This window comes from Oerskovia jenensis (assembly GCF_016907235.1).
GTDB lineage: Bacteria > Actinomycetota > Actinomycetes > Actinomycetales > Cellulomonadaceae > Oerskovia > Oerskovia jenensis.
The window spans coordinates 1,468,897-1,482,199 of record NZ_JAFBBO010000001.1 but is presented as its reverse complement, the minus strand read 5'-3'; the positions used below and the strand labels follow the sequence as shown (position 1 = coordinate 1,482,199).

The 13,303-nt window shown below is 71.2% G+C and carries 6 protein-coding genes; all 6 read left to right on the top strand.

The window, feature by feature from the left end:
* The 6 genes from nuoK (at nucleotide 1) to JOD49_RS06600 (ending at nucleotide 13,258) form a co-directional block, all read left to right on the top strand.
* Complete coding sequence (gene nuoK / locus JOD49_RS06625) at nucleotides 1-300, top strand: NADH-quinone oxidoreductase subunit NuoK (protein WP_138825647.1); 300 nt, start codon at nucleotides 1-3, stop codon at nucleotides 298-300.
* Nucleotides 301-319: 19 nt separating this feature from the next.
* The gene (nuoL, locus tag JOD49_RS06620) at nucleotides 320-2,362 is read left to right on the top strand and encodes an NADH-quinone oxidoreductase subunit L (RefSeq protein WP_372441237.1); all 2,043 of its coding nucleotides are present in this window, start codon (nucleotides 320-322) and stop codon (nucleotides 2,360-2,362) included.
* 7 nt (nucleotides 2,363-2,369) lie between these two features.
* Nucleotides 2,370-3,935, top strand: coding sequence for an NADH-quinone oxidoreductase subunit M (locus tag JOD49_RS06615; protein WP_205306469.1), 1,566 nt, complete (start codon nucleotides 2,370-2,372; stop codon nucleotides 3,933-3,935).
* The gene (nuoN, locus tag JOD49_RS06610) at nucleotides 3,932-5,785 is read left to right on the top strand and encodes an NADH-quinone oxidoreductase subunit NuoN (RefSeq protein WP_205306468.1); all 1,854 of its coding nucleotides are present in this window, start codon (nucleotides 3,932-3,934) and stop codon (nucleotides 5,783-5,785) included. The genes JOD49_RS06615 and nuoN overlap by 4 nt, the downstream gene beginning before the upstream one ends.
* Nucleotides 5,782-6,804, top strand: coding sequence for a polyprenyl synthetase family protein (locus tag JOD49_RS06605; RefSeq protein ID WP_307822423.1), 1,023 nt, complete (start codon nucleotides 5,782-5,784; stop codon nucleotides 6,802-6,804). The genes nuoN and JOD49_RS06605 overlap by 4 nt, the downstream gene beginning before the upstream one ends.
* A 391-nt stretch (nucleotides 6,805-7,195) precedes the next feature.
* Nucleotides 7,196-13,258 (top strand): Ig-like domain-containing protein, encoded by a 6,063-nt coding sequence (locus tag JOD49_RS06600; RefSeq protein WP_205306467.1) that lies wholly within the window; start codon nucleotides 7,196-7,198, stop codon nucleotides 13,256-13,258.
* The last annotated feature ends 45 nt before the right edge of the window (nucleotides 13,259-13,303 follow it).

Below are 13,303 nucleotides of genomic sequence, written 5' to 3'. Positions count from 1 at the left end.
ATGGAGCTGACCAACTACCTGGTGCTCGCCGCGATCCTCTTCGCGATCGGCGCGACGACCGTGCTGCTGCGACGCAACGCGATCATCGTGTTCATGGGCATCGAGCTCATGCTCAACGCCACCAACCTGACGTTCGTGACGTTCGCCCGCATGCACGGGGACCTCCACGGCCAGGTCATCGCCTTCTTCGTGATGGTGGTGGCGGCGGCCGAGGTCGTCGTGGGGCTCGCGATCATCGTGGCCATCTTCCGTACCCGCCGCTCGGCCTCGGTCGACGACGTCAACCTGCTGAAGAACTGAGAGGGCAGGCATGCCAACGGTGACTCTGCTTTCAGCCCTCCCGCACGTCCTGCCGGGTGCGCTGCCGGCCGCGCTGGCGACCCAGGAGGTCGTCCCGGCCTCGACCGTCGTGCCCGGGCCGTTCCTGCTGGCCCCGCTGCTGATCCTGCTGCCCCTCCTGGGGGCCGCGATCCTGCTGCTCGCGGGGCGGCGCAGCGACCGCTGGGGCGCGTGGTTCGGGGTGCTCATGTCGGGCGGGGCGTTCGTCGTCGCCCTCGTCGTGTTCTTCTCGATGCTGGGGCTGCCCGCCGACGAGCGAGTGGTCGACCACCGGCTCTTCGACTGGATCGCGGCCGGCGGGCTCGACGTGGGCGTGGGCCTTCGCCTCGACCCGCTGTCGATGACGTTCGTGCTGCTCGTGACGTTCGTCGGCACGCTCATCCACGTCTACGCGGTCGCGTACATGGAGCACGACACGGACAAGCGCCGGTTCTTCGCGTACCTCAACCTGTTCGTCGCGGCCATGCTGGTCCTGGTCCTCGCGGACTCCTACCTCGTGCTGTTCGTCGGCTGGGAGGGCGTGGGCCTGGCCTCGTACCTGCTCATCGGGTTCTGGAACCACGAGCGGGCCAACGCCGTGGCCGCCAAGAAGGCGTTCATCATGAACCGCGTGGGCGACCTCGGCCTGATCGTGGCGCTCATGCTCATGTTCGCGGGCTTCGGGGCGGTCGACTTCGCGACGGTCTTCGCCGACGCCCCGGAGGCCGGCACGGCCCTGCTGACCGCGATCGCCCTCGCGCTCCTGGTCGCCGCGTGCGGCAAGTCGGCGCAGTTCCCGCTCCAGGCCTGGCTCGGTGACGCCATGGCGGGCCCCACGCCCGTCTCGGCGCTCATCCACGCGGCCACCATGGTCACCGCGGGCGTCTACCTGGTCGTCCGCTCGGCGCCCGTCTTCGAGGGCGCCCCGACGGCGCAGCTCGTCGTGGTCCTCGTCGGTGCGGTCACGCTCCTGTTCGGGGCGATCGTCGGCTGTGCCAAGGACGACATCAAGAAGGTCCTGGCCGCCTCGACCATGTCGCAGATCGGCTACATGATGCTCGCGGCCGGGCTGGGACCCATCGGGTACGCGTTCGCGATCTTCCACCTCGTGACGCACGGCTTCTTCAAGGCGGGGATGTTCCTCGGCGCGGGCTCGGTCATGCACGGCATGGACGACGGGGTCGACATGCGGCGCTTCGGTGCGCTGTCGAGGTACATGAAGGTCACCTGGATCACGTTCGGCCTGGGGTGGCTCGCGATCCTCGGCGTCCCGCCGTTCTCCGGCTTCTGGTCCAAGGACAAGATCATCGAGGCGGCCTTCGTGCCGATCGACGGCCAGGAGTGGCGCGCGTGGGTCTTCGGCGGCGTCGCGCTGCTGGGAGCGGGCATCACGGCGTTCTACATGTCTCGCCTGTTCTTCATGACCTTCCACGGTCACAAGCGCTGGAACGACGGGTCGGGCAACCCCACGGGGCCGCTCTCGACCGACGGCCCGGTGCGGCACCCGCACGAGTCGCCCGCGCTCATGACGGCACCCATGATCGTCCTCGCGGTCGGCTCGGTGGCCCTGGGCGGGCTGCTCGCGATCGGCGACGTGTTCGTCGACTGGCTCTCGCCCGTCACGGGCCACGCCGAGCACGCCGAACCGGTGCTGCCCGTGTGGTCGCTCATCACGCTGACCCTGGTGCTCGTCCTGCTGGGCGTGCTCCTGGCCTGGCGCCAGTTCGCGGTGTCCCGCGTCCCGATCGTCCCGCCGCACGGATCGGTCCTGACCCGCGCGGCCCGCAAGGACCTCTACCAGGACCAGGTCAACGAGGCCGTGTTCATGCGGCCCGGGCAGTACCTCACGCGGTCCCTCGTCTACGGGGACCGGCAGATGGTCGACGGCGGCTGGATGGGTCTGGCCGGCCTCGTCGGCGCGACAGGGGAGAAGTTGCGCGGCATGCAGAACGGATTCGTCAGGTCGTACGCGGCGACGATGCTCGCCGGCCTGATCGTGATCGTCGCGGTGGTCCTCGCCGTGACCACCGGAACAGGGAGCTGAGGGAACGATGACCACCGAGATTCCCTGGCTGACTCTCCTGATCGTCCTGCCCCTCGTGGGGGCGGCGGCGGTCTGGGGTCTGGGTGCCACGTCGGCCCGCAAGCACCTGCGGACCGTGGCCGTCGTGTTCGCCCTCGCCGAGCTCGTGCTCCTGGGCCTCGCGATCAGCGCGTTCGACACCTCGGACGCGGGGACGTACCAGCTCGCCGAGACGCACGCGTGGATCCCGCAGCTCGGCGTGAGCTACGCCGTGGGGGCCGACGGCGTCGCGCTGCTGCTGGTCGGGCTCGCGGTCCTGCTGGTCCCGCTCGTGATCCTGGCGGCGTGGCGCGAGCAGGACGGCGACCTCGCCAAGCTGCGCCACTACCTGGGGCTCGTGCTGCTGCTCGAGGCGTTCATGGTCGCGGTCTTCGTGGCCCGTGACGTCTTCTTCTTCTACGTGCTGTTCGAGGCCATGCTCATCCCGGTCTACTTCATGATCGGCGGGTTCGGCGGCGGGGCGCAGCGGCGCTACGCGGCCGTGAAGTTCCTGCTGTTCTCGCTCGCGGGCGGGCTCGTCATGCTCGTCGCGGTCATCGCGCTGTACCTCAACGGCCCGGGCGGCGAGCAGGGCTTCCTGACGCAGAACCTGGTCGACCACTTCGCCACGACGCCACTGGCCGTGAGCACCGAGAGGTTGCTGTTCCTGGGCTTCTTCCTGGCCTTCGCGATCAAGGCTCCGCTCTTCCCGGTGCACACCTGGTTGCCCGACGCCGCCGAGCACGCCCCGGCGGGCACCTCGACGCTGCTCGTGGGCGTCCTGGACAAGGTGGGCACGTTCGGCATGCTGACGCTGTGCCTGCCCCTCTTCCCGAACGCGAGCCAGTGGGCCGCGCCCGTGGTCGTGGTGCTCGCGGTCGTCTCGATCCTGTACGGCGCGCTCATGGCGATCGGTCAGAGCGACATCATGCGGCTCATCGCGTACACGTCGGTCTCGCACTTCGGGTTCATCGTGCTCGGGATCTTCTCGTTCACGTCGCTGAGCGTCTCCGGGGCGTCGTTCTACATGTTCAACCACGGGATCTCGACGGGGGCCCTGTTCCTGCTCGCCGGGTTCCTCGTCGCGCGGCACCCGGCGCGCTCGCAGCGGCTGGCCGACTACGGCGGGCTCCAGCGGGTCACCCCGGTCCTCGCGGGGACGTTCCTCGTGGCGGGCCTCTCGGCGCTGTCGCTGCCCGGCCTGTCGACGTTCGTCTCGGAGATCATGGTGCTCGTGGGGACGTTCTCCCGCAACCACCCGGCAGCTCTCGTGGCCGTGGTCGGCGTGGTGCTCGCGGCCCTGTACGTCCTGCTGACCTACCAGAAGGTCTTCACGGGCAAGGCCCCGCACGACCTCGTGGGCACCCCGGACCTCGGCGCGCGCGAGAGGTGGGTCGTCGCACCGCTGATCGTGGCCCTGCTCGTCCTCGGCTTCTACCCGGCCCCCGCGCTCGACCTGGTGCGTGAGCCGGCGGACGCGACCATGACGGCCGTGGGGCTCGAGAACCCGCCCACCACCCCTGATCTCCTCAGCGTTGAAGGGAGCGACTCGTGAACGACGCAGCCGCCTTCGTGGCCCCCGTGATCGAGTGGGCCTACCTCGTCCCGGTCATCGTCGTCCTGGGCGCGGGCGTCGTCGGGGTGCTCGTCGAGGCCTTCGTGCCGGACCGCGCCCGTCGCGTCGTGCAGGTCGTGCTCGCGCTCGCCGCGCTGGCCGGGGCGCTCACGTCGATCGTCCTGCTCTGGCCCGACGTGGTCGCGCAGAACGGCGTGCGGGTCCTGGGCGGTTCGCTCGTGGTCGACCCGTTCGGGCTCGCGGTGCAGGGGATCGTCGTTGTCCTCGCGCTCCTGGCGACGCTCGTGATCGCCGACCGCACCTCGACCAAGCAGGACGCGTTCGCGCCCACGGCCGCGGCCGTGCCGGGCTCGGCGTACGAGGATCTCGCGCGCCGCCGCGGCCTCGAGCAGACCGAGGTGTTCCCGCTCGTGCTCTTCGCGGTCGGCGGCATGATGATCTTCCCCGCGACGGGCGACCTGCTGACGATGTTCGTCGCGCTCGAGGTGCTCTCGCTCCCGCTCTACGTGCTCACGGCGCTCGCGCGGCGCCGTCGGCTCCTGTCGCAGGAGGCGTCCTTCAAGTACTTCCTGCTGGGGGCCTTCGCGTCGGCGATCTTCATCTTCGGTGTGGCGCTCGTGTACGGCTTCGCCGGTTCGGTGCGGCTCGCGGAGGTCCGTGGAGCCCTCCTCGACGGTGGCGGCCTCGACGGGATGACCGGTCTCGTGCTCCTCGGCCTCGTCATGGTGCTCACGGGGCTGCTGTTCAAGGTGGGCGCGGCCCCGTTCCACTCGTGGACCCCTGACGTCTACCAGGGGGCTCCCACGCCCGTCACGGGCTTCATGGCGGCCTGCACCAAGGCCGCGGCCTTCGGGGCGCTCCTGCGCGTGCTGTACGTCGTCGGCTCGGCGCTGCCGCCCGACCTCCAGGAGAAGCTCGTCGTCGCGCTGTGGGTCGTCGCGATCCTCACGATGATCGTCGGCACCGTGATCGGTGTCATCCAGACCGACATGAAGCGGCTGCTCGCGTACTCGTCGATCGCGCACGCGGGCTTCCTGGTCGTGGCGCTCGTCGGGTTCGGCGAGCTGAGCGGGTTCGGCGTGCGTGCGCTGCTGTTCTACCTGCTGGCGTACGGCCTGGCGACCGTGGGTGCGTTCGCCGTCGTGACGCTCGTGCGCGAGCGTGCCCCGCAGCCTGCCGTGGTCCCGGCCGAGGCGGCGCTCGCGACGGTGGGTGCGTCGGCGGCCGCCGGGACGGGCGGCCCCGCGGAGGCGCCCGGCGCGACGCCCGACGGCGGTGCTGTCCTGGGCGAGGCCACGCACCTGACCGAGTGGGCCGGGCTGGGCAGGCGGAGCCCCTGGCTCGCGGGTGCGTTCGCGCTCTTCCTCCTGTCGATGGCGGGCATCCCGCTCACGGCGGGGTTCATCGCGAAGTTCACGGCCTTCCAGTCGGCGGTCGCGGTGGGGGCCTGGCCGCTCGCCCTGATCGGTGTGCTGGCCTCGGCCGTCGCGGTCTTCTTCTACGTGCGGGTCATCGTGCTGATGTTCTTCACGCCCTCGCCGCGGGTGGCGACGGACGGTTCGCCGGAGGCCGTCACGGAGGCCGCCACGGCGGCCGGGGCGGCCACGCCGTCCACGGCTCCGGACGGGGAGCCGGTCGACGGGTCGACGGCCGCGACCGACGGACGGGGGGCCTCCGCGGCCGCGCTCGTGAGCCGGATCACGGTCGTCCGGTCGGAGGGATTCACCACGATCGCCATCGCCATCTGTGTGATCGGCGTCATCCTTCTCGGCGTTTTGCCCTCCTCGGTTCTCGATCTTGCCTTCGAGGCGGCTAAGTTCAGACCGTGACCACTGTGCCACCCGTCTCCACGACGGCGATCCCCCTGACCGATCCGGAGCTCGCCGCGACGCTCACCGCACGCCTCACGACAGTCGAGGCGAGGCTGAGCGACGCCGTCGCGCACTCCGACGGGCTCGCGGACTCCGCGTCCCGCCACCTCGTCAACGCCGGCGGCAAGCGCCTGCGCCCGCTCCTCGCGCTGCTGTGCGCGGAGCTGGGCGACGGCGCGCGGCCCGAGGTGGTGGAGGCGGCCGTCGTCGTCGAGCTCACCCACCTGGCCTCGCTCTACCACGACGACGTCATGGACTCCGCGCCCGTGCGCCGCGGTGCTCCCTCGGCGCACGCCGTGTGGGGCAACTCCGTCGCGATCCTCATCGGTGACCTGCTCTTCGCCCGCGCGGCGTCGACGGTCGCCGCGCTGGGGCCCGAGGCCGTGCTCATCCAGGCGCGCACCTTCGAGCGGCTGTGCCTCGGCCAGCTCCACGAGACGACCGGGCCCTCGGAGTCCGACGACCCCGTCGAGCACTACCTGGGCGTCCTCGCCGACAAGACCGCGTCGCTGCTCGCGACCTCGGCGCGCCTCGGTGCGATGTTCGGCGGCTGCGACCAGACCGTCGTCGAGATCGTCGCCGAGTACGGCGAGAAGCTCGGCGTCGCCTTCCAGCTCGCCGACGACGTGCTCGACCTCGCCTCCTCGGGCGCCGAGTCCGGCAAGACCCCGGGCACGGACCTGCGGGAGAAGGTGCCGACCATGCCGGCGCTGCTGCTGCGCGCCCGTGTCGCGGCGGGAACGGGGTCGGCGGCCGACGCGGCGCTCGTCGACCTCCTGGACTCGGACCTCTCGGGGGACGAGGAGCTCGCGGCCGCGGTCGCCGCTCTCCGCGCCCACGAGGTCCTCGGCGAGACCAGGACGCTCGCCGTCGGGTGGGCGCGCGCGGCGATCGACGAGCTCGAGCCGCTGCCGGCCGGGCCGGTCAAGGAGGCGCTCGTCGCGTTCGCCCAGGCGCTGGCGGACCGCGCGGCCTGAGAGGTCTCCCTCTCCACAGCACGCAGCACGACCCTCCGAGGGCGGTGCGCAGGACCTGCGGGTCCGGCGCGCCGCCCTCGGTCGTCGCGGGTGTCGTGGGGACGCGCGGTGGCCGGTGGAGGTCGTCCCGAGACGTCTCGCCTCGTGGACGCGGCGACGTGGCCTCCGACGCGTCTCGACGGGAGCCGAGGAACCCCTGACAGGCGCTGCCGCCTGCATCGATGCCCTCAACATATCTACTGCGAGTAGAGGACGGGGGACTTCTCCCCATCCAGTGGATGACAGACCTGCCTCCGCGTGCCGCTATCCTTTCCACCGCGACGGGTAGGGGCACCTGGCACGAGGGGGCTCCGACGACACCGGTGGCACTACTCGCACCCACGGAGAATCTGTGACCTTCCTTTCCCGGCTCCACGGCAAGCGGCGTTCGATCGCCTCGGTGAGCACCGTGTCGATCTTCTCGACGCTCCTGGTCGCGTTCGCGGTGACCTACGACGGCCAGGCGACGGCCGACGTGGAGCTCAACGACTCCGGGGTGTGGGTCACCCGGACCTCGGGGGGTGCGCTGGGACGGTTCAACTCCGAGTCCCAGGCGCTCGACGGTTCGCTGCTCGCGGGCTCGGCGTCGTTCGACGTGCTCCAGAACGCGGGCAAGGTGCTCCTGGTCGACGACGGCGCGGGATCCGTGAGCCCCGTGGACGTCGCACGGCTCAAGCTCGACGGGGCGGTGCGCCCTCCGCTCGGAGCGCGCATCGCGATGGGGGGCTCCACGGTCGCGGTCCTGGACGGCAAGGAGGGCCTGTTGTGGGTCATGCCGTTCTCGGCCGCGCAGGGCTTCGACGCCGAGACCACCGAACCGACCGCGGAGGTCGGAGGTGACGGCGCGGTCCAGGTCTCCCAGGACGGCACGGCCTACGTCGTGGTCCCGGCGACGGGCAAGCTCACCAAGGTCGCGACGTCGCCTGCCGGGGAGGCGCAGGAGGTCACGACGACGAGCGTGCCGGTCAAGGACGGGGACGACGTCGAGGTCACGACCGTCGGTGCCGACGCCGTGGTGCTCGACCGGACGACCTCGAGGCTCGTGCTGCCCGGGGGAGAGACCGTCGAGGTCGCGGACGGTTCGGCCGCGCGGCTCCAGCAGCCCGGCGCGAAGACCCCGGAGGTCGCGGTCGCGACCTCGTCCGGGCTCGTGCTCCAACCGCTCGGCGGCGGCGACGCCGTGACGCGTGCGGCGTCGGGGACGCCGTCGGCACCCGTGCAGCTCGGCGGCTGCACCTACGGCGCCTGGTCGCAGACCGGTCAGGTGCTGCGTGACTGCGACGGGACGGACAACGACGTCGACCGGCGCCTCGAGGGCGTGGACCCCCAGGGTCGGCTCGAGTACCGGGTCAACCGCAAGGCCATCGTGCTGAACGACCTGTCCGCCGGCACGCTGTGGATGGCCGCGGACGAGTACGAGAAGGTCGAGGACTGGGACCTCGTCCTCCCGGAGCAGTCCGAGGGCGAGGAGTCCGACGCCGAGCTCACGACCCCGGAGCAGGTCGACCAGTTCGTGCTCGACCGCAGCCAGCCGAACCAGCCGCCGCAGCCCCAGGACGACGTGTTCGGCGTCCGCCCCGGGCGCACCACGCTCCTGCCGGTGCTGGGCAACGACATCGACCCCGACGGTGACGTCATGACGGCGACGCTCGCGGGCGAAGGCCCCGGCGACGCCGAGATCCAGTCGGTGCTGGGTGGCGCGGCCCTCCAGGCCGTCGTGGGCGCGGACGCGCAGAAGGGCCAGTCGACGTTCCGGTACTCCGTGAGCGACGGTCGTGGCGGGGTCGCTGAGGCCGGGGTGCAGCTCCAGGTCTCGCCGTGGGGCGAGAACGCCGCGCCCGTGCAGACGGGGGAGCCCGTCCTGGTCGTCGAGCAGGGCAAGTCGGCCCAGATCAAGGTGCTGCCCTTCTTCCGCGACCCCGATGGTGACGACCTCTACCTCGCGGCCGCGTCGGCCACGTCGGCGGGCGACGAGGTGCGCTCGCGGCCCGACGGGTCGGTCGAGTTCCGCGACGGCGGCACGTCGACAGGACGCAAGACCGTCAAGATCATGGTCGCCGACGGGCAGGGCGAGGTCTTCGAGGGCATCCTGCACGTCGACGTGTCGGGGGCCGGCCAGCTCGCGCCCGTGGCAGTCGCCGACCACGTGGTCGTCCCGGCCGGTCAGCCCGTGACCGTCGAACCCCTGCGCAACGACTACGACGCCAACGGGGACGAGCTGCGCCTGGCCACGGTCGCCGAGTCCGCCCCGGCGCAGATCACGCCGAACTACGACGCGGGCACGTTCCAGTTCCTCTCGAACGAGCCCCGGTCCTACGACCTGACCTACCAGGTCTCGGACGGCCCCAACGCGACGACGGGCCTCGTCCGCATCGACGTCCTGCCCGCCTCCGCGGCCGAAGGGCCGCCCATCGTGGTCTCCGACACCGCGCTGCTGCCCTCGGGCGGCAGCACCCTCGTGGACGTGCTCGCCAACGACTCGGACCCCGCAGGCGGGGTCCTGGTGGTGCAGTCGGTCAGGGTCCCCGACGACGCGGGCGTCTCGGTCGCCGTCCTGGCCCACCAGATGCTGCGGATCACCGAGATCCGACGCCTCGAGGCGCCCGTCACGGTCGAGTACACGGTGTCCAACGGCAACCAGTCCACGACCGGTCAGGTGCGGGTCGTCCCGGTCCCGGCGCCCGTCAAGCTCCAGCCGCCGAACGCGGCGGCCGACGAGGCCACGGTGCGTGTCGGTGACGTGGTGACGATCCCGGTCCTGAAGAACGACACCCACCCCGACGGCCTGGAGCTCTTCCTCCAGGACGAGCTCGAGCAGGGTGTCGCGCCCGAGCAGGGCGAGATCTTCGCGTCCGAGGGGAACCTGCGGTTCAAGGCAGGGGCCGAGGCCGGCACCGCGTACGCGATCTACCGTGTCCGGGACAAGAACGGCCAGGAGGACTCGGCCCAGGTCACGATCCACATCCGAGACGGCGCGGAGAACTCCCCGCCGCAGCCCCTGCCGGTCCAGATGCGCGTCCTGACCGGCGCGAGCGTGCGCACCGTCGTGCCGCTCGACGGGATCGACCCCGACGGCGACTCGGTCCAGCTCACCGGGATCGCCTCCCAGGCGAGCCAGGGCAGGGCCTACGTCGAGGACGGGTACCTCGTCTACGACGCCTCCGACCAGGCGACCGGTTCCGACGAGTTCACCTACTCGGTGCAGGACGCACGCGGTGCCGTCGCGACCGGGACGGCGCAGGTCGGGATCTCCCGGCCGCCCTCGGCGAACCAGCCGCCCGTCGCGATCGACGACGAGGTCACCGTCCGGCCGAGCCGGACCGTCTCCGTCGCCGCGCTCGTGAACGACACCGACCCCGACGGCGACCAGATCGCACTGCGCCCGGCCGGTCTCGAGGCGCCCGACGAGCTCGACGCGGAGGTCGCGGGGGACCGCATCGTGATCACCAGCCCTGCCGAGGCGGGCTCGACCTCCTTCTACTACGGCATCGAGGACGCCTACGGCGCCCGCGCCGCGGCCTCGGTCACGGTCAACGTGGACCAGGCAGCCCCGCTGCTGGCACCCATCGCCCGCGACGACGCCGTGCCCGTCGACTCGATCCTCGGCAAGACCAGCGCGAGCGTGCCCGTCCTGGAGAACGACGACGACCCCGACGGGTCCGGGGACGAGCTCACCGTGTCCACCGACGCCGTCGGCGTGAGCGTCGACAAGGGCGGCGTCCTGACGATCCCCCTCGCACAGGAGCGCCAGGTCGTCACGTACACCGTGACCGACGTCGACGGCCTGACGTCCAGGGCCTTCGTCAAGGTGCCCGGCCTGACCGAGCAGATCCCCCAGCTGCGGCCCGGGATCGCGCCGCTCGAGGTGCACGCCGGTGAGACCCTCCCGATCGACATCACCGACTACGTGCTCGTCATGGAAGGACGCACCCCGCGCCTGACCGAGGAGTCCAAGGTGTCGGCGCTCGAAGGCACCGTCGCGGTCACGGACCCCACGAACCTCACCTACACCCCGCGGGCGGACTACGCGGGAGACGCCGCGGTGTCGTTCGAGGTCACCGACGGCTCGGGCCCCGAGGACCCCGACGGGCACAAGGCCCTGCTCACGCTGCGGGTCGTGGTCCTCGCGCCGAAGAACCTCCCGCCGGTGCTGTCGGCCTCCAACGTGGACGTCGCCGCCGGGGAGGAGGCGACGGTCGACCTCGCCCGGTTCGTCGACGACCCGGACGGCGACCCCGTCACGTTCAAGGCGGGGGCCGTCCCGGACGGTCTCTCCCTCGCGTTCAGCGGGACGACGGCGGCGGTCCAGGCCACCCCGGCCATCCCCAAGGGCACGGTGCTCAACGTCCCGATCAGCGTGACCGACGGCGAGCACCCCCCGGTCGAGGGGCAGCTCGTGGTGAAGGTCGTGGCCTCGACCCGCCCGCTCGCCAAGGCCAACGCGGACACGGTCGACAAGGCCCACCAGGGCAAGGACGTCCCCGTGGACGTCCTGTCGAACGACTCGAACCCGTTCCCGGACACCCCGCTCAAGGTCGTCGGCGTGCCGGTCGTCGACACGGGGTCGGGCACCGCCCAGATCTCGGGCGACAAGATCGTCGTGACGCCCAGCGACACGTTCTTCGGTGTCATGGTCGTGCGCTACCGCGTCCAGGACGCCACGGGGGACCCCGACCGTGAGGTCGAGGGACGGATCCAGGTCACCGTCCAGGGACGTCCCGACGCGCCGTCGACACCGCAGGTCGTCGAGGTGCGTTCCAAGACGGTCGTCCTGACGTGGGACCCGCCCGCGAACAACGGCGCGGAGATCACCTCGTACACCGTGCGCTCGTCGGCGGGGGACGAGCGCACGTGCGGGACGACCACGTGCACCATCGACGGCCTGACCAACAACGTGACCTACACGTTCACGGTCGTCGCCACGAACGAGGTCAACGACTCGAACGCCTCACCGGCCTCGGCCGAGGCTCGTCCGGACGAGAAGCCGAACCGGCCCGCACCTCCCACGCTCGACTTCGGTGACAAGTCCATGAAGCTCGTGTGGGTCAACGAGACCTACACCGACCGCTCCCCGATCACGTGCGTCAACATCCGGATCTCCGGGCCGGGCGGGAGCGCCGAGAAGTCCTGCGTCGCCGGGACCACCTACGAGTGGACCGGGTTGCAGAACGGTGGGTCGTACACGTTCGAGATCCAGGCGGTCAACGCGGCCCCCGACCCGTCGGAGTGGTCGGGAGCGTCGCCGGCGGAGATCCCGGCGGGCAAGCCGGCCGCCCCCGCGAAGCCTTCCGCTGCCCGGAAGTCGCTCGGTGCGACGTCGCAGATGCAGGTCACCTGGACGGCGCCCGACGCCAACGGAGGGCCGATCACCAAGTACACGGTCGAGGCCCTGCGTGGGGGCACGGTCGTCGCGACGGCCACCGCCACGGCGACGAACGCCACCCTGAGCGTGCCGGCCGACAGCACCGACTACACCTTCCGGGTCAAGGCGCACAACAAGGCGACCGACAAGTTCGGCGAGGCCGAGTTCAGCCCGGAGTCCAACCCGCAGCGCGCGTTCGCCGCGCCCGGGGCCGTCACGGGACTCTCGGCCAAGGCCACGGGTGCCAACGGCACCGTCCAGCTCGCGTTCCCCAACGTGTCGGCGGCCGGCGCCCGGGACGGGGAGATCAGCTACGAGTGGAGCCACAACGGCTCCAGCTGGTCCGCCCTGGGAGCGAACAAGGTCGTCAGCGGTCTCAAGAACGGGATCGGCTACGACTTCTACGTCCGCGCCGTGGTGAAGGCCGACGGCGGTCGGGGGGACGGCGCCACCTCGAACAAGGCCAGCGCCAACCCGTACGGCCCGATCCCCACCCCGAACGTGAGCGCGTCCGGTGGGAACCAGACCGTCGGCTTCTCGTGGAGCACCTCGGGCAACGGTCGCGACTACACGACCACGGTCACGGGAGCGGTCTCGAGCGGGGCGGGAAGCGGGAACGTCAACGTCCCGGCGGGCTACTCCGAGGGCAAGGAGATCTGCGTGACGGTCCAGGACACCGAGGGGCAGAAGGCCTCCCGGTGCGCGAGCGCCGCGGCCGACCCCAAGCCGGCCCGGGACATGTGGACCTCACGAGGCAGCTCGGTCAACAACTCCCAGTGCGGCGACCCTGCGTGCGCCTACCTCGTGCTGAACATCCGCAACGCGGAGCCGAACACCTCCTTCAGCACCCAGTGCTGGTCGAGCTACGGCGGCAACCACGCCTTCAGCCCGACCTCCGGCGGGTTCTCGAGCACAGCGCTCAACGGTGCCTCGCAACGGACCGACGGGGCCGGCAACTGGTCCGGCACCATGTGGTGCTTCCACGGGAACGCCGGCACCACCATCTGGGTCAAGACGAACGTGTGGGGCGACTCGAGAGCGGCGATCTGGTGATCCGCAGCACGGCCCACGCCCTACCGACAGAACGATCGACACGAC